The 20,834-nt window shown below is 38.4% G+C and carries 4 protein-coding genes; all 4 read left to right on the top strand.

Annotated features, from left to right (window positions below):
• Positions 1–292 precede the first annotated feature (292 nt).
• The 4 genes from BTO21_RS15695 to BTO21_RS15680 all read left to right on the top strand — a co-directional run bounded on the left by BTO21_RS15695 (position 293) and on the right by BTO21_RS15680 (position 20,828).
• Positions 293–9,892, top strand: a complete 9,600-nt coding sequence (locus BTO21_RS15695) for a GEVED domain-containing protein (protein WP_128973067.1) — start codon at positions 293–295, stop codon at positions 9,890–9,892.
• 382 nt (positions 9,893–10,274) lie between these two features.
• The gene (locus tag BTO21_RS15690; protein ID WP_045028405.1) at positions 10,275–10,757 is read left to right on the top strand and encodes a DUF11 domain-containing protein; all 483 of its coding nucleotides are present in this window, start codon (positions 10,275–10,277) and stop codon (positions 10,755–10,757) included.
• Between the two features lie 91 nt (positions 10,758–10,848).
• Positions 10,849–14,109 (top strand): hypothetical protein, encoded by a 3,261-nt coding sequence (locus BTO21_RS15685; protein WP_045028403.1) that lies wholly within the window; start codon positions 10,849–10,851, stop codon positions 14,107–14,109.
• Positions 14,110–14,228: 119 nt separating this feature from the next.
• Positions 14,229–20,828: a DUF11 domain-containing protein gene (locus BTO21_RS15680; protein ID WP_045028402.1), complete on the top strand. Its 6,600-nt coding sequence runs from the start codon at positions 14,229–14,231 to the stop codon at positions 20,826–20,828.
• The last annotated feature ends 6 nt before the right edge of the window (positions 20,829–20,834 follow it).

Below are 20,834 nucleotides of genomic sequence, written 5' to 3'. Positions count from 1 at the left end.
TTTTATAATTATTCTTATTTTGCTACAAATTTAAATGTATTATTTGATAAAGTGAAAACGTGAGATAAAACAGATTATTATGTTTTTATTTTTTACGGTATGTTTTTTGCAAATATTGAAATGGCGATCATTACACTAACTGACATTGTAATAGCGACCCATAATTAATGATATGAGTCAGTGTATGGAGACACAAAATATACAGGGGCTAATAGCAATGTCTTATTCGAGTAAACTTAAAAATAAGATAAAAAAAAGTGCCATATATTTATTATTACTCATGGTGTCGTTGTTGATAAATACAATAATATCACCGATTAATGCAGCCATCTGTGATGATTATTTTCTTCTTAATTTATATGAAGATGATACTGATTCAATATATCAGATTCATAAATTTAATGATCAGAATAGCGTATTAAGTTTTACTCCAATAAATACTAATTTAGAGACGACAGGCATCAGTGGCATTAATGCCCGTTGGTTTAACACATTATCGTATAATCCCGTCGATAGTCGTCTCTATGGTATTGTTTATGATCGCAATGATCGCAATGATCCTCTTTATCCGATGTATTTATATTCAATGACGGTAACGGGCAGTAATATTACCAATCATGGTGTGATTCATGCTAATGGTACCCAAAACCTCACCCGTGATTTTGGATCATACCCTGCAATTACTTTTACTGATGGCCAATCTTTTACTCAGCAAGTGACGAATTACACGCCAGGTGATGAAGATGACGAAGGGTATACGGCAACTTATTTTTCTGGTGCGATAAACCCTGCGGGTACGCATCTCTATTTATTTCATTTTGATGATTATCATATTTTAAAAGTGGATTTAGCGACCCAAAAATTCACAGTTCTTCAGCAAGATACAGTTGTTAGTTCTATTGCGTCGGGTGATTTTTCATTTGATTCGGCTGGTTTTCTCTATGCCATTAAGCAAGATAGTAGCGACTTAGTGAAGCTTAGCCCTGAAGCTGGAACAGCATCTAGTATCGCATTAACATGGCAAGGGTTAGCGCCGATTAATATAACTTATCCTGCCCATTTATTATTACGTGACGACAATACCGCTCAATTTATTCATCGTTATGGTACGCATGATCTTGATAACGATGGTGTTACTAGAGAATACACTGGACCTGTATTATATGAAGTGACCATTTCGACTGGTATTGTGAGTGCAGTGAAAGCTGTTGATAGTCAATATAACGATTGGACATTTGATGATGTCGCTGGTTGTGCTACTGCTTTATCGATAACAGAAGATTATGGAGATGCGCCACAAGGTCTTGATCTCAGTAATGGTTATGATGCTGCAACTTATCCCGTTACAACCGCCAATGATGGTGCTCGACATACTGTTATTGCTGGTGTGTGCTTAGGCACTGCCGTACCCGCTAATTGTTCAAATCATATTGATACTGAAGTTGCACCGGCCCCTCATATAAATGCGACCACAGATGGATTAGATGATGGTGTGCAAATTAACCCTAATGACAGTGTCATTGGATTGAGTAATCAGGCCATTATTTACACTAACCGCTTTATTAATGGTACTGATGTTAACGTTGATAATGAAGTCGTGATCACCGCCTCTGCTGTTGGTTTTATTAATATATGGCTTGATATCAACCAAGATGGTGATTGGAATGATACCGTTAATGGGCAAAGTGAATTAGTTGCAACCTCCGCTGTTATTCAAGGTGATAATAGTATTACTTTTACTATTCCGAGTTCTAGTGTGCATGGCCCGAGTTATTTGCGTGTTCGTTATGCCTCAAACGCAGCAGACATTGCGACAGTAACTGGACTCGCTACTGATGGTGAGGTCGAAGATTACTTAGTTAATATTGCAGCACCTTCGTTAGCCATTACTGGGTGTAACGTTGGCATGATTCAAAATGGTGGATTTGACATTCCAGCAGGCACACCAAGCCAAGGATTAACCGATGAATATTTTCGTGAAGAAAATGTACCTGGATGGTCAATTGGCCCACACAGCGTAGGTTCGTTTATCACCTATGATTGGGATTCGAGTGGTAATTTAGTTCAATCACGTGAACGTTATGGTCCGGGTAATGCAACGACACCTACTGGTGGCAATATTGCAGAACTGAATACATTTATACCACAAATGTATTATCAAGATATTGTTACTGAGCCTGGACAAATACTGGCATGGGATTTTTATTGGTCGCCGCGACGTAAAACATCGGGTGGTGATCAACAAGCAGAAATGCGAATGGGAACACCAGATAATTTACAGCAGGTACAATTAACTGACCAAAAGAGCAGTACTGATGTTGGGTTTATTCAATACACAGGTATTTATACCGTACCCGCAAACCAATATATTACTCGTGTTGCTTGGCTGCCCGTTCAGTGGGCATCAGACGGTGAAGGTAACCTCATCGATGGTATTAATGTTGGTTGTGTACCTAGTTATGACTATGGTGACGCACCTGACAATGGTGATGCATCGAATAACGCAATGGATGATTACACTACGCTACTTGCCACCAATGGCCCTTATCATCAGATTCCACTCTCTGGTTCAGTCGCTTATCTTGGCAGTAATGCCCCTGATAGTGATGATGGCACATTAGCCAATACTCAAGCAGATAGTGATGATACTACTGAAATGAGCATTGGAATTGATGATGAAGATGCCATCTCGACACTATTATCGATCAGTGATCAAGCGACCGCTCATACATTAACTATCCCTTGTAATGGTCATAATTCCCCTGTTTTTGGTTGGATAGATATTAACCAAAATGGCATTTTTGAGGCAGCATTGAATGAACAAGCTAGTGCGAATTGTTTCGATGTTACGCCAAATGTTGATGGCTCTGTCACACTCAATTGGAATGGTTGGAATAGCAGTGATGTAGTGATAGGCGAGACTATTTTACGGCTGCGTATTGTGCCAGACAGTCAGTTTTCAGGTCAAGATAGCAGTGTAACCCCTGAAGATGAACGCAGTATCATTACAGCGGTTGGTGGTGAAATTGAAGATCATCGAATTAAAATAACACGAACAGGTGATTATGGTGATGCACCCGATGATGGTACTAATGCAACCTTCCATACATTATTAGACAGTAATGGTCCTGTGCATGAAATTGGTGCCATTGCTGGAATTTACTTAGGTGATATTGAACCGGATATGGATCCCGGAACTTATCAAGATATTGACGCTAATCAAGATGATGCTAATGATAACTCAGCACTGCGTTCGCTAAGTGATGAAGATGCCGTTAATAATGTCATTTTAGATTCATCTAAATCAACCTTTACGCTAAATGTACCTTGTAATGATTTTGTAGCGGGTGATGATTTAGAAGCAATTGTCCATAGTTGGATTGATTTTAACGGCAATCAACAATTTGAGCGTAGTGAGTATGCTTACCGTGAGTGTATTGATGTTGACGAAGTCTCGACAGGTATGGCGATCTTACGATGGATAGATATTGCTCAAGTTCAAGAAGGGACGAGCTATTTACGGTTACGTATTACGAATCAATTATTACCACAAGATCTAGGAACAACAACATGGGATGAGGCATCAACGGGCGATGTGGTAGGGGGAGAGGTTGAAGATCATAAAATTACCTTTAGCCAAGCATCAGACTTTGGTGATGCACCAGATATCTATAAAACATTAAGCAGTAATAATGGAGTAGAGCATGGTCTTGGAAGCTATCGCTATAGTCTCTATTTAGGCTCAATAGCCGCCGATGCCGATAGTGACGGTTTCTCAAACGGCACTGAAAATAACGTTAATACTGCAACAGATGATAATAATACCGACACATCGGGGATTAGTGCGGGTAATGATGAAGATGCAGTGACGGGTATGCCGGGGTTCTTCATTGATAGTACTGATTATCAAATTGATGTGGTGTGTAATGATCATGATGGTAATGCAGATCTAGGCGCAAATGTTTATGGTTGGGTCGATTTTGATAATAATGGTAGTTTTGATGTCAGTAATAATGAATTTGTCCAAGCAACATGTGATGATACTGATGCTATTTCTGATGGTTCAGCAACGTTGTCATTTACCGGCTTTACTGCTGCAACAGTGCCCGCAACCACATTTTCTCGCTTACGAATAACTACTCAAGCTCTTGGCTGTAATGATTCAGCAGGGTTTGCTGTTGATGGTGAAGTAGAAGACTATGCAGTTATTATTGGCTTCAAAGTTAGTGGTAAGGTGTTTGCAGATAGTAATAGTGCTGTTACAGATGGCATGAATTATTACAATGGTAACCTTGATGCTGGCGAGTTAGGAATTGGCAATGTCGTGGTTACTTTATACGATGTCACCACCAATACCTGTCAATCTACTACCACCGATATAAACGGTGACTATGCACTGGCTGCGTTAACCAATCATCAATATAAACTTTATGAAACTGCCAATGAAATGATACCAGCACCTTCAATTTGTCCTCCAGAGGTGGGCGCGGTAAATAGTGATGGTTTATTGATAAATAATACTATTACTGATCCTGCTGGATATACATCAAGTTCAAGTAATATCATTGATTTAGGTACGATAACCAGTGATGATTCGGGGAATAACTTTGCTGATATTAGTGCACCTGGGTTTGCATCGTGTGACGCAGATGGTTATCTCTCACTGCGAACACCAACGGATTTATTTGCTGTTGATTTATTTACCGGTGACACTGAAGAGCTTGCTGCCAATATTACCAGTACTTATAACAGTGGCGGTTTGCAAGTGGGTTATATGATGCAATATAACCATATTATTGGTGATATCAGTCAAACCAATGCGAAGTTAATTGGTTTAATTGATGGTAATTATAACGTCCATTTATTACCGATTACCCTTACGGGAAGTAATATTAATATTGCGTTTAATAATGCCACTATCTCTGATGATGGCATTCTCTATATGACAGGTGGTAACACGGCCTATCTTTTAAAAGTGGATGTAAACCCAGCCAGTGAAACCTATCTACAAGAAGTCGGCCGACCAAGTATTTCTAAATTTGATACTGCTGATTTTGCGATCAACCCGGTTGATGGCAAGCTATATGGGTTACGGGCTAATGGGACAATTGCGAGTTTTGATCCTGCAACCAATAGCCGTAGCAATAGTAGATCGATTAATACGGTTATTTCAGCTGGAATAACGCGTGGCTATAATGCGGCTCATTTTAGTTCTAGTTATGGTGCTATTTATTTTGATCAAGCAGGGAATATGTATGCCGTTAATAATGGTACTTACTCAAAAGGAAATATAGCCGCTCCAGTATTACAAATACCAATCGGTGATGGTTCGGCGACTAACTACACTGCAACCATAGTGTCTAATTTAGGTTTTACCATGTCGAGTAACGATGGGGCTCGTTGTCGTTATGCACCATTAGGGCTTGATTTTGGTGATGCGCCAGACGGTTACTTAACGTTGAATAGCTCAAGTGGCCCTTATCATGTAACCCGTAATAACACATTATGGATAGGTGATAATAAACCTGATAACGATGTTGATGGTTTACCCCAAATGTTGGCTAATGGCGATGATACTATCGGCACAACACCGGATGATGAAGACGGGTTTGATAATCAAGTTCGGGTGTTTATTAATAATACTAATGGCAGTATTACGGTACCAATTACCAATAATTCAGGTAAATCTGCCACACTTTACGCATGGGTTGATTTTAATCAAAGTGATGGTTTTGAATTATCAGAACGGGCTAGTGCCCCTGTTAGTGCAACAGTAACCCAAGCGAATATCAGTGTCAGTTGGAGCGGATTGAGTGGTGTAGTAACGGGCGATACTTATTTACGTTTGCGTTTATGTACTGATGATGCAACGGTTGGATGTGATGTGGTTTCAGGTCCTGCCAGTAATGGTGAAGTGGAAGATCATCTCGCTAAAGTCATTGAAGGCGTTTTCCCTGATACAACATGTGATGGTATTTATCAATCAAGTGGTAGTAGTGCGACTAGTTTTGATTTCGGTGCATTAACCACAACTCTTTCTCCTTATAATGTATCAAATATTATTAGTCATCAGACTGGGTTTGATAACCTTAATGCCATTGCTTTTGATCGTATTGGCGGCGTATTTTACGGTAGCTTTGTTGATAGTGGTAATAATTTACATATAGCGATGTTTGATAAGTTAGGAAACATGGTTGATGTTGGTATGCCAACAGCCAATACTGATTTTGATATCGTAAATGTTACAACGGGCGTAATTACCTCAATAACCACGGGTAACCCGATAATCGCTCCTACGACATTAGTTGGGCAGTTAGGCACTATCGATAACAATGGCGAGTATTTATATTTAGGTCATATAAATAGTGCGCAAATATTACGGGTGAATTTAAATAGCTTTACTGTTGATACGGTGAACTTACTCCTGCCTGATATAGGTTTATCTTCTGGAAATGGATTGTCGTTACCGTTTGATTCTGATTGGGTCTTTAATGCCGAATCAGGGCTGATTTATACCACCGAACTAGCAACCAGAACCCTCTATATTATTAACCCAAGCAGTGGTGCCATTTCGGCAACGGCGATTGATTTTGGTACTACCATTCCAAATGCAAGTAGCTATGGTATCGTGATGGGTAGAAATAATTTCGCCTATATTATGACGAATGGCGAGTATGACAGTGATTTAAATGGCAGCCTTGAAAGCACAGGCACAGCGCTATATCAACTTAATGTATTGTCTAAAAAAGCACTCTATTTAGGCAGTATACCCAATGCGGTTACAACGTATTCAGATGCCGCTGGGTGTATTGAAAGTGCGAAAGATTTTGGTGATGCATTAAGTTCTTATGGCAGTGTGAGCCATCAATTTTCTGATAATAATACCAATGGTGTTAATGATTATTCACTAGGAATACGGTGGGATAGTGAATTCAATGCTCACACCAGTACCAATGCACGTGATGATAATTTATATACATTAGCCGATGAAGATGGCGTTATTATTCCACCACAGCTACAAGCAGGTGTGAATACTATTTCACTCGTAGCAAGTGAAGCTGGGATGGTGAATATATGGTTAGATTATCAGCGAGGCGGAAATTTTGATAGTAGTGAACAACTACTTACCAATTATGCTGTTATTGAGGGTAATAATGCTATTTCACTGACGCTTGATAGCGTAGCAATGGGTACGTACAACGGTACAACCGTAATGCGAGTTCGATATTGTGCTGCTGCTGGACAGTGTGATGAATTTAACGATATAGAACAGGGTATGAGTGCTGTTAATGGCGAGGTTGAAGATTATCAAGTTTGGACGTCAGCAGTACTATTAGTCACTAATAGTTGTAATAACTTAACGTTGTCTCATGGCACTAGTGGTAGTTTTAGTCTTGAAACATTACAGCCTCAGGCAACGCCATTTACGACCACAAAATTACAACAACCAGTTGTTATTGCAGGATTAAGTAATTTTGACCGCTTAAATGCATTGGGTATTCATCCTGAAAATTATTTAATTTATGGTATTGCAACAGATACTAATACAGCAAATGATGATGTACATTTGGTTGTGACCGATCAAAGTGGTGTCGAAGTGGTTGATTTAGGAGGGGTTGTGTCCTCTGTTAATCAAACATTAGAGCTGATCTCATCTACTTCAATTATCTTTAATAAAAATCAGCCGCTTGCAAACAGTGTTAACGGAATAATAATGCATACAGCAACCCGCGGTGCCATTGATCCAGCAGGAGAATACCTTTATCTACATCATGAACAATGGCAAAGCCTGATTAAAGTCGATATTGAAGATCAAACATTCACTGTGGTGTCATTACAAAATACCTTAACCCCTATGGGGGGAGATATGGCCTTTAGTCACACCGGCTATCTCTATAATGCCGACATACTCAATGGGCTGTTATATCGTTTGGATCCTATTGGGGGTACTGCTGATACTTTAGCTCTTAATTGGCTAGGAGCTAGCATGCCATCAGCAGGTGGTGTGGTAGGTGCAGCCTTTATGGATAGTGGTATATTCCTTTATGTGGTGACGAAAAATGGTTCTCACGATATTGATCGCGATGGTTCTCTAGAGCACAGTGGGTCGGCCATGTACCGTATAAATACCCTTACTGGCGATATTGTTGCGATAGCGGCGATGGGTGAGATTTATACTGATAATCTGGATGGTGCAGGGTGTTTTGTCTCGGCTGATTATGGTGATTCAGCGGCGATTAATGATGGTAACGTTAGTCATCAGTTTTATGATAATGATGCCGATGGTGTTGCTGATTACCGCTTAGGGACATTGCTTGATCCTGAATTAACTCAGTTTAATAGTAGTAATGGATTAGGCGACGATAATCACGATATTGATGATGAAGATGGCGTAAATATGCCAACCAGTATTGTGGTTAATAGTATTGTAAATGTTGATGTTACAGTGACCAATCAAAATACAGGAACGCTCAAACTAAATGTATGGGCTGATATGAATGGTAATGGCAGTTATCGTGATAGTGGCGAACAAATTGTTAATGAGCTCGATGTTACTGATGGTATTAATACCGTCCAACTATTATTACCCGCGGCTTATACACAAGGCTATAGCGGTAATAGCACCATACGGTTTAGGTTATGTGCTCAAGCAAATCAATGTAATGCACCGGATGATAATCAACTCGGTATGGTTGCACTAAATGGTGAGGTTGAGGATTATCCTTTTGAATTAATTAATCAAATTATTATCAAAGGATTTGTGTTTGAAGATAACGCAGCAGGTGGGGCAACCGCTCATGATGGCATTATGTCACACAGTGAAGTAGGGCTTGGGCGTTTTACTGTGCAAGCTATTTACCAAGGTAGTTCTATTGCTGGTTACAATACGGGTGATATTCTTGCAACAGTAAGAACACGTGGTAATGGCAGTTATGAATTATTATTACCTGTTGAAGTTGCCACTCAGGCGGTGGTTATTGATGTTATCAAGCAATCTGCTTGGATCGATATTAGTGAAAGTGATTTACAAAGTATTACTCAAGCTACCAGTACGAGCGTAATCGATAGCCAAATTACAGTGGTTGCCAATGCTGGAGATAATGTTGAGTATTTGAATTTTGGTAAAGTTAAATCACTCCGTTTAGAGGCCGATAATTTCACCCATGTCGAACTTGGAAAGTTTGTTTTCTTACCTCATCGTTTAGAAACGTATACCGCAGGTAGTGTGTCTTTTGCTATTACTAACGCGGTGATCACGCCAGCTAATAGCAGTTGGTCAATCGCTTTATATCGCGATCATAATTGTAACCGTCAGTTAGACAGTGGTGATAATAGCCTTTCTGCTCCTATTTCTGTAACGGGATATGATACTGTTTGTTTATTAAGTAAGGTTTTTGTACCGAATAATGCAGTACTTAACTCACAAGCATATTATGCCGTTAATGCAACAATGATATTTGAGGATCTTTTATTATTGGGACATGGCATAACGCGTGTAGTGACCGATTTAGATACTATTCGAGTGACTTTTGCTGGTGCGGGTGAATTAGTACTAGAGAAGACTGTGAATAATATCACTCAAGCAACAGGTAAACTGACGCAGAATATTGCAAAACCGAATGATATTTTGCAATATGAAATTGTATTTGCAAATGTTGGCACTGGTACAATAACAGATGTAATCATATTTGATGATACTCCCGCTTATACTTATTTAAAACAAGCCCTAGACTGTAATGACTTTACTTATCCGATAACGCTTACCTGTAGTGTCCATACTGATAATGGCAGTAATATTAATGGCTATGAAGGGCTAATTAATGTGAAGTTTATTGGTGAACTGCAACCGTCAGAAAAAGGTGTTATTTACTACCAAGTACAAGTTAAATAATAACTATTTAATTAATTAAAAATTTTAAAATTGATATTTTCTCAGCATTGTGACATGAGAAAAATAAATTACGCTATTTTTAAATTGTTAGATTTTTATTTTTAATCATTAAGCCTTTTATTAATTTCAAGAAAATGTCTTTTGTTTGAATGTTGCATTTTTAATTTAAGACGATTATTTTTGTGTTTTTAATTTTTGGTTTGCAAAATTACAAGAGTAATTGATATTTGTTTTGCATTGTGCGATTGATTATTAGTGACGTAAATTCACATCGATGAAAGTATTTTTAACCTGATGATTTTATACAAGAGTATTTATTTTTTCGATTGGCATGCTTCTAGCATTATATATATTTCATGGATCATAATGGATGAGGTGTAATATGAAAAAATTATTATTGATGGTTGTAACCGGTTTAATAATGTCTTTTTCTGTTTATGCGGAAGATAAAGATTTACTGACAAGTAAAATGGATGCTTATGTTGTTGAGACAAACAAGAAAGGTGAAGAAGAATTAGTAAAAGCTGAAAAGGTTTATCCAAAAGATAAAATTGAGTACAAATTAACGTATACCAATAATACTGAAAAGCCTTTAAAAGGTTTGGTGATAACAGGACCTATTCCTGAAAATACTTTTTATGTTGCCGATACAAGTAATACAAAAATTAAATCTAAATTTGTCGTTAGTATTGATGGAGGTAAAACATTTGAATCAGAGCCAGTGAAACGCGAAATTATGAAAGATGGAAAGAAAGTGGAAATTATTATTCCACCTGAAAAATATACCGCAGTTCGTTGGATACCATTAATTCCTATTAATGCTAAGGAAAAACAAATTTTTGCTTATCGTATCGAAGTTAAATAAACGTTGAGTGAATGTTCCACCCCGTGCTTTTGCAAGGGTTTTGCAACACATCTAAGTAATTACATTAATGACCTTAAAAGGTAACCACTTTATGAAGACGCATTTAAAGCCTATAAGCTTATGGGTTGCGGCCGGACTCATAACGGTAGGTGCAGGTACTTTATCTAGCCAAGCCCTTGCAGCTACTGCCGCCGGAACAGATATTAAAAACTTAGCAACAGTAACCTATGAAGATGAATCAGGAAATAGTTATTTAGCGACATCAAATGAAGCCATAATAACTGTTAAGCAAATTTATAGCGCAACAATTGAAAAAGATCTCAATGAGCCTGGAGCTGCTGGTCAAACAGTTAATCTTCCTCATGTATTAACCAATACAGGTAATGGTCCAGATTCTTTTACATTGACCTTTAACCAGAATTTACCTGGAACTGATAGCCGTGGTCCTGATACATCAGATGCAACATCAATAAAGTTATATCATGATGTGGATAATAGTGGTTTTGCAGAGCCAGGTGAGCCTGAGTTTAATTCAGGTGATGTAGTTACCATTAATGGTGGCGATTTAATGAATTTAATCGTTTCTGTTGGTATAGATCCTCTTGCAAATGTTGGTGATACCGTTGGTGTGACTTTAGAAGCTGAAGCTCATAATGGCACAGGTTCAACTGTCGATGGTTCTGTGACAGATCAAGGCGATGATTATGATAGTGATGATGATACCAACGCTGACTTAATCACTGTTACTAATAATGCTGTTATTAATATGACGAAAACAGCAACCCATTTAGAAAATGCAGGTACTGAGTCTGATTTTGGGGTTGATGTCGATAATGACCCTAGTACAAACTTACCTGTTAGTTTAATTCGTTATACCGTTCAATTAACGAATACTGGTAATACTGATGCAAAAGATGTTGTAGTTTTTGATGGTATTCCGAATGGTACGACATTAGTCGAAACTAATACTATGGCGGGTTATGCGCCAACAAGTACCTTACAAACATCGAGTAATGACACATTAATTACTTACGCAACTAATCTTGTTGATGAAGCCTCTAATGTTGATTTAGATCAAGATGGTATAGACGATGCCAATGAGGGCGATATTGGTTCAGGTTTAGATCTCAATGGTAATGGTAATACTACTGATGCGATAGTACCTGGTGTATACGCAATTGATAAGTTATTAGGTGCAACTAATACGATGTCGATGACGTTCCATGTTGCCTACTCACCAGATGTAATTGAAGGTGATACTGCAATTGGTAACGTTGCTTATAGTTGTGGAGATCTAAACGGTGATGGTGACTTTGTTGATGATGGTGAGTGTAATGATCCAAATCCATTAACTTCAGGTCCTGATACGACAAATCCAACCGTAACACCAACAACAAGTACAACAGGCGGGAGTATTATTGATACTGGTCCTGAAACAGGCGGTTCAGGTGGTGGTGATACTGATGGTTCTGGCAATGGTATTCAAACGGTAGATACTGGTTCTTCTGGTAGTGATGTGTTTTTCTATAACAAAATTATTAACAGCGGTAATAAAGTTGATAGTTTTGATTTAACAACTGCTAATACAAGCTTCCCTCCACTTACAGGTTTCCAATACTGGAATGCTGATGGAACAGGGCAACTTGTTGACACCAATGGTTTTAATGGCGCCGATTCTGGTCCTGTGCAGCCAGCAACGTGTGATAATTCAACACCAACGGTTATTGATGGAATTACCGTAAATTGTAATGAAGTCTTGATTCGTATTGTTGCTAAGCTTCCAGCAAATGCTGCAGATTTCCCTGCACCATTTGATGCAACAACAACTGCAACGTCATTCAATGATAAAACCAAGTCTGGTAGTAAAATTGAGCGTTTAGCGGCTATTACAGGTCCAACAGTTGATATTGCAAATAGCCCAATTACAAGTGTTGATCCTGCAGTTGATCTTGACCCTGCTGATATTAGCGATGGTTTTGATGGTACAGATGTAGCAACAACGTTTGATGAGCCATTAGGTTCAACAGTGATGGTACCATTATATATTGCTAACGAAGGTGGTAGTTCAGATTCATTCTTATTACGTGCTGAAGGTAGTTATGATGGCTCTGCATGGTTACCAGCATTACCTGAAGGTTGGACAGTTGTGTTCAAGCATAATGGTATTGATACCGATCATTCAGGTGCGGTAGATATTCCGGCAACAGGGGCAGTAATGACAGCAACACCGTCTATACCTGCTGGTGCTGTACTATGGGTGACTGCTGAAATTACTATTCCTTCTGATCCAACGCTAGCGCTTTCTGATAGTCTTCAAGCGAGTGCTATTGATGCGAATGGTGATAGCGATTTAGATTATATCATTTCGATGGTTGTTGAATCTACAGCATCTGGTGCAACAAACCGTAAGGTTGAAGCATTTGATGTAGAAGATGCAGCTAGTATCAATATTTCACCATCGTCATTAAGTAATCAAGTTGAACCATCTGGTAGTGTTAATTATGAACACGTACTAGGTAATAATGGTAATACGATTGAGCCTGTTGACCTTTCATCTGTAAATAGTGGAACAGGTTTTAAAAATACCATAACGATTGATACGACTGGTGACGGTAACCCTGATACTGAAATTGGTAATTTATGTGATGCACCAGCGACTTCCCCGATTCTTGTTAAGCAAGGTGACGGTACTGTCGATAGCATTGATTTAACATGTGATGCAACTGATGGTTCAGATACCGTGCCGACATTGACTCTTGAGCCTGGTGAAACTGTTCCATTATTTGTTACTGTCTTTGCTCCTGATGGTGCAGGTGCCGGAACGAATAATGTGACGACTATTACTGGTGTTTCAACGACAAATCCTAGCGTAACAGCAACGGGTCTTGATAATACAGAAGTCGTTAAAGGTCAGATTCGTTTGTATAAATTTACAGATGTAGATACGGGCTGTACGGGTGCTCCTAATACAGATAAGAACTTCCAGAAACAACATACAACCCCTGTTGCTCCGGGTGATTGTATAATTTGGAAACTGGTTGCAATTAACGAAGGTACATCAACAGCGCTAAACACTGTTATAACGGATAAGCGTACTGAATATACGCAGTTCTCAAATGGTGGTGAGTTAGTTCAATGTCGTAATTCAACAGATACTGGTGCAGTGAAGTTTGCAACAGATGCTGATTACGCACTACTAAGTGATGACTTAGGTCCAATCTGTAACCCAGATACATCTACGGGTCTTATTGATTTAAGCAGCGCAATTACAGGTGATACAATAACCTACACTGTTGGTGATTTAGAGCCAGGTGATCGTGTTGTTGGCCACTTCGTTGTTAAAGTAGATTAATACAATCTAATCATGCCTCCCTATTTATTTAGGGGGGCTTATTGAGCTTATTTAACAAAGTTGTCTCAATAAGCCTTTATATCCATTTCTTTGAATTTTTTAGCCTATGGAGAGAGCTTATGGGCCTCTTAAATTACATAACTAAAATGAAGTATCTGGTTGTTTTCATTTTAATTAGTTTAAGTTCAGCGACATTAGCATTAACTGACGCTGGCACCAAAATAATGAATCAAGCCATTATGACCTATTTTGATTCAGAAAGTGGTGAGACCATAAAGATACTATCTAATATTTCATACATACGAGTAGAAAATATTTATAGTTTTGATCTTACTCCTGATAATAATGGTGAAAAAACTGATAAATATGTTGCAGCTGGTTCTGTTATTAATATTCCAAATATAATCACTAACACAGGTAATATACCGGATTCTTATATTATTGATGTTAATAATTTAATCGGTGATAGTGGTGATGTTACTTCGCCAAATGCAGATGATATTTATGTGTATATCGATGCTAATGGAAATGGTATTTATGATGCAGGCGAAAGAGAATTACCAAAAGACAGTAATGGAAATTATATTACACCAAAATTAAATCCTGGTGATGAAATTAATTTAGTTTATGTTGTTTCTATTCCGCCAACAGATTTAAATGAGAGTAATTATAAGATTGAAACAACAGTAAGTTCAGTTTCTGATCCTGATAAAATAAAAACAAGTGAAGTCACTATTATTGTTACAACAGGGCCTGTAGTAAATCTTGTTATGAGTTCATCGGCTCTATGTAATAATGTATTAGAATCATCTGACGATGTTGAATATCGTGTTAATTACACTAGCATTGGATTAGTTCAACCAGAAGCATCAGATCGTCCTTATGAATTCACTATTAATACTGCGTCAGCTAATGCGCCTAACTTTGTTAAAGTCAGCTATACAGGTGTATTGATAACCACTTATGTTCCTGGGAATATGGTACTTCAACAAGATAAAATCACCAATGGTAAACCTGCTCGTGATTATGCGCCAGTAACACTATCTTCGCCTGAAGTTAATTTTGATGGTGGTATTGTGTTAGTTGGCATTAATAAAATATTTACAGCTAATAGTAGCGATCATGATCTTGAATGGTTTGACTATGCAACGTGGGATGGTTCTGGAAATGTAGAAAAAGTAGGCTTCTTAGTTAAACCTGCTTATTTACGTCCTAATTACTCAGGCTATTTTAGTTATTATGCAAAAGTGAATAATATTGCAGGTTCTCCGCCATTTAAAGTTTATTCACAAGCAGAAGTTAATCTTTCAGCAGCGGATATGCACACCTCATATAGTAGTGAAATTTGTAATACGTTATCTGGCGAAGGTGATACATCAAATACTAATAAGCTTATTAATTTTCAAATATTAGATGATGAAGTCATCGACGTTGATTCAACAATTACTCATCACGAGCCCACGCATTTTGAAAGTACTGATTTTTATTACCATACTGACAGTGCAAATTTCGATATTAAGTTCGATGGTGTTCATGCTGAAATTTTCCTTCCTCAGGCGAACCAATATAGTTCAGTTATTGATATTATTGGGTCGGCATCATCTGATTTTCCTATCATATTACGCTCAAGTGAAGGTGATAGCTTTAATTGGGTATTCGCAGAAACGGGGTCTAATACCGGCCACTTTAGAAGTGTTATTCCAGTACAAGCAGTATCACTAAAAGAGAATCATACTCGTTCAATATTAGATCACTGTTTAGAAAATGTGACGCCATTATTATGGGTCACGGGAGAGTCTGATAATCCTTCATTATTATCAGCCATTGATGACGTTATTAACTTAGAAGGTTATGGCTTAAACGGGACGACCGCTAAAGAATGTGAAATTCAAACATTAGAAAATAGTGAACTCTATTTAGAAGTTTATACTGGCAACAGTAATCGTTTAATATTACGTGATATTGCTTACATTAGCCCTCAATTCACTGTTTTTGATTCAACTAACTTTAATGGGGTTGCAGAAGCAACGGTTAACTTCTTTAAATCAGAAGATGGAACTGCGCCAACGGCGAAAACGAGCATTCCTAATGTGGATGGTTTAACGCCTATCGCTCAAGCTATTTCTGATAGTGAAGGTAAAGTTTTTTATCCTAAATTAGATATAAATGATCTTTCAAAATACTATATTACGGTTACGCCACCAAGTACTCATCAATGGCCATCATCATATAAAGATTTAGCGGCGTTTAATATATTTAATGTAGTGACTGAATCTTATGGTCCATTTGGTCATGAAGATATTGCTAATTCGGGGGTATTTACATTATCACCAGTAAAATCCATTAACTTATTCGATATTCCATTAGATCCTGCTAATTTAGATCGCCGCCTGTCAGTACAAAAGACAGCGGATAAATCATCTGCTGAAGTGGGTAGCTATGTTAAATATACCGTTATTATAAAAAATAATCTGCCAGATTCAGAAGTCTTTAATGCGCAAGTCTTTGATAGCATGCCTTATGGCTTTAAATATATGTCAGGTAGTACGCGTCTTAATGATCAACCTTTTGCAGACCCGATGCGAATTGATGCATACAGTTATCGGTTTGATATCGGTACATTGTCAGGGTCTACACAAGCCCCTCAAAACGGTACATATACATTAACCTACGTATTACAGTTGACCGCGGGGTCTATTGATTCTGACGGTATAAATTCAGTTTATGCACAAGCCAAAACATTTGGTGGGGACAGTGGGTCAGTGCTTGTTTCAAATACCGATAAATATCAAGTACGGATCACTCAAACAGGAGTCATGTCAGAGCGTGGTATTCTGTTTGGTAAAGTCTTTGTTGATGCACAATGTAATCAATTACGTAAAAATCAAGAGTGGCCAATCGGTGGTGTGAAGATTTATCTTGAAACAGGTGATTACGTTATTACTGATGAAAATGGTCAGTATTCGATGTTTGGTGTCAAGCCGGGTAATCATGTTGTACGTGTTGACAAGCAAACATTACCTTTAGGTATAGAACTACAGCCCATCAATACACGTAATGCTGGTGATGGTAACTCTCGTTTTGTTGATATGAAGCGTGGTGAAATGCATCGTGCAGACTTTAAAGCGCCATGTCCAACAGAAGGTCAAGCGGCTATCTACCAAGAGCTTCAAGATCGAAACACTAATGTGAATGGTGAATGGTTAACGAAAACGGCCGATAGTTTTAAAGGATTACAATATGATGCTAACCCTAGTGCGATTAAGGAAGCGGATTTAGAGTCGGGCATTGTAAGTGGCCCATCAACATCAACCCTGTCAAATACACAGACAGGTTCGGTATCATCATTAACAGCATTTAAGGGATATGCACTTGAGTCGCGCCAAGGTCGAAAGCAAGATCTTGAAAGCATGATTAAACTCTATCCTAATAATCTTCAAACTGAGGCTTATCTTTATCAAGTAGCGGTTGATGATTATGCGATTAGATTTGGATTTAGTGATAGAGAATCTAAATTAGAAGCCCTTCAGCAGTCATTAAGAAATAATAATATTGAAACCACGATTGTTGAGACTTCATATAATAGCATTCCACAACAAGCGAAATATAACATTGATAATCATATTAATGACGATATTCCGTTACCAGAGAAAGAAGCAAAAAATATTACACGTGCAGAAGCAGATAAAGGAACGTGGTATTGGCCAACCAATGATTATAGCTATGACGGACGTTTTATTGTGGTTGTTCGTGGTGATATAGAGCCTTCGTTATTTGTTAATGGTGAACGTGTTAGCAGTGCACAATTAGGTGAGCGTATTGTTAATAAAAGAGAAAATGCACAAATTGTTGGTTGGTATGGCGTTGGTCTAGCAAATGGCAATAACTTAATTGAAATTAAAACGATTGATCCTTTTGGTAATGAGCGAGTGGTATTAAGCAAGAACTTCTCACAGCCACAATCGGCTAAGCATATTAATTTAATGGCTGATGGTGATGTACTTCGAGCTGATGGTGGACGTTCAGTTATTCCTATTGTGATTCGTCTTTATGATGAAAATGATAATCCATCACGTGGTACATATTTCGTTACCTTAAATACAGACAAAGGTGATAACTGGTTAGATCCTGATATTCAAGAGCAAGAAACAGGTCATCAGGTACGTGTTATTAATGGCGAGAAGACGGTGTACTTACGTAGTACCGATACCACTGGTGAGATTAATGTAAAAGCCAGTGTTGAAGATTTCTCTGATGAAATTAAGCTCTATCAAGTAGCTGCTGATCGTCCATTGTTTGTAACAGGTATTTTAAATTATACCGGCCGTTATGGCAAAGTGAGCGGAGAAGAGCCATCACAACAAGCCGATAATTACCGAGATAATCGTTACACTGATGACGAGCGTGCTGCAATCTTTATGAAAGGTAATATTAAAGGTGGTATGCACTTAACACTGAGCTATGACAGTGATAAATCAGATGAAGAGTTCTTACGTGAAATCTCACCAGATAGTTATTACCCATTGCCAGGTGATGCCAGTATTAAAGGTTATGATGCAAGAAGTACCAGTAAGTTATTTGTTAAATTAGAAAGAGAGCGCCACTTTATTATGTGGGGTGACTACAGCAGCGGTGAAGGTGCTGATGCTGCCGATATTGGCCGTACAAGTCAAATATTAAATGGTGCTAATGGTGTCTTCAATAATGGTAAATTAGCCGCTCAGATTTATGGCGCTCGCCCTGAGGATTTACATAAAGAAGTTGAAATTAACGGTAATGGTACCGCCATGTTTTATAACATTGGTGATACGCGTATCGTTCGTCATAGTGATGTAGTAACACTATTAACTTACGACCGTGATAACCAAGGTTTAATTCTTGAGCAGCAATCATTAACTCGTTATGTCGATTATAACATTGATTATTTCAATGGTGATATGCGTTTTAATCGTGTTATCCCTATGTATGACTCTGAGCTTAATCCTATCAAAGTACGCATTGCTTATGATGTCGATGGTAACGGTGATAGCTATACCATTGCGGGTGCAAGGCTGTCATATCTCTTCTCGCCAAATTTAGCAGCAGGCGCAAGCTATGAGCATAATAGCCATGATATTGAAGGTTATAACATCGGTAGTTTATGGGTAAATTATGATGTTGATAGTAAAACAAAACTGATAGCTTCTGTGGCGACAATGAACCATGAAGGTAGCCAAAGCGCTTCAACTATCACAACGGATACAGCAACGCCTACCGCGGAACCTATCAAGAAGGGCTCTGCAGTTAAACTACTTCTTAAGCGTGATTGGACACCAGGTGTCGCGACAGAACTTGAATATGTTTATGCTGAAGAAGGCTTTACGAATACGACCGGTGGTGTAACGCCTGCTCGTCAAGAAATCCGCTTACGTCATCGTCATAAGCTCACCGGTATTGCAAACCTTAACATTGAAGCAAATCATTCTGAATCACTGGTTCATAATGAAAAGCAACAATCAATCAGTGCAACGGTAGATACTAAAATACTCGGTAGCCAATGGATGACACGTATTGGCTCACGTTATATCCATAATGAAACTGATACCCAATCAGAAGAATATACTACTGCCATTGTCGGTATTGGGCGTAACTTCAGCTTATTTAACCGTCCAGCAAGATTTGACACTGAATATGAGCAGAGTTTTGGCCACGACAGCAAGCGCCGTTTCAATATTAAAGCGGATTGGAATTTTCATAAGCAAGCCAGTATTTACACGCAATATGAATATATTGATTCACTCTCTGGTATTAGTAATTTAGGCAGTGGTTCAACCAACACATTTACCGCAGGTATTGATGTTGATTGGCTAAATGGAGGTAGTACATATAGTGAGTTCCGCCAACGTGGTGCTTCTGACGGTCGCAGTTTAGAACTTGCAAATGGTTATCGTGGTCGCTTTGAAATAACACCTGGCATTAGTATTGACCCTTCTGTTGAATACGTTGAAGTACTAAAAGGTGACGGAGCATCGGGTGTAGCTGTATCTCTTGGTGCTGCAGATATTCGTAATCCTAATTACAAAACCACAGGACGTTTAGAATATCGTCATGGCGACAATGAAGATTATTACGGTCTATTAGGTGCTTGGGTGACACGTCTAAGCCAAGATTGGAGTGGTTTAGTTCGTGATGAATATCGCTATATCAGTAAAGACCAAGGTGAGAATACATGGAGTAACCATATGAGCATGGGCCTTGCTTACCGTCCACGTCTTAATAATCGTTACCACATGTTAGCGGCTTATGAGTGGAAAACGGAACATAGTGAGATCAGTCGTGATGCACATATTCTATCGACACACCAAAACTATCAAATATCACCACAATGGGCAGTATCAAGTCGTGTTGGTTTGAAGTGGGAAGACTTCACTGAATATCAACAAAATTATGACTCGGTATCTACCATTATTGATGGACGTGTAATCTATTACATTAATCGCCGCTGGGATGTTGATTTACATGCTGGAATGTTAGGAACTGATTGGTTTAATAGCCGTCGTTATTCTGCAGGTGCTGGTGTTAATTACTTAATAATGAAAAATTTACGAGCAGGCATTGGCTATAACGTCATTGGATTTGATGATGATGATTTAGATCCTCAAGGTTATAACCTCCAAGGTTTTTACTTCGACCTTATGTTCAAACTTGATGAAGATATGTTTGACTGGTTGAGCGATTAAAGGCAG

The organism is Photobacterium phosphoreum, assembly GCF_002954725.1.
Classification (GTDB): domain Bacteria; phylum Pseudomonadota; class Gammaproteobacteria; order Enterobacterales; family Vibrionaceae; genus Photobacterium; species Photobacterium phosphoreum.
Note: the sequence above shows the minus strand (reverse complement) of the source record. Positions and strands in the feature narration are given on the sequence as shown.

Bases quoted from the DNA above. Each gene is read 5' to 3' on its own strand.
- BTO21_RS15690 (WP_045028405.1), top strand. From the start codon at position 10,275: ATGAAAAAATTATTATTGATGGTTGTAACCGGTTTAATAATGTCTTTT.
- BTO21_RS15685 (WP_045028403.1), top strand. From the start codon at position 10,849: ATGAAGACGCATTTAAAGCCTATAAGCTTATGGGTTGCGGCCGGACTC.
- BTO21_RS15680 (WP_045028402.1), top strand. From the start codon at position 14,229: ATGGGCCTCTTAAATTACATAACTAAAATGAAGTATCTGGTTGTTTTC.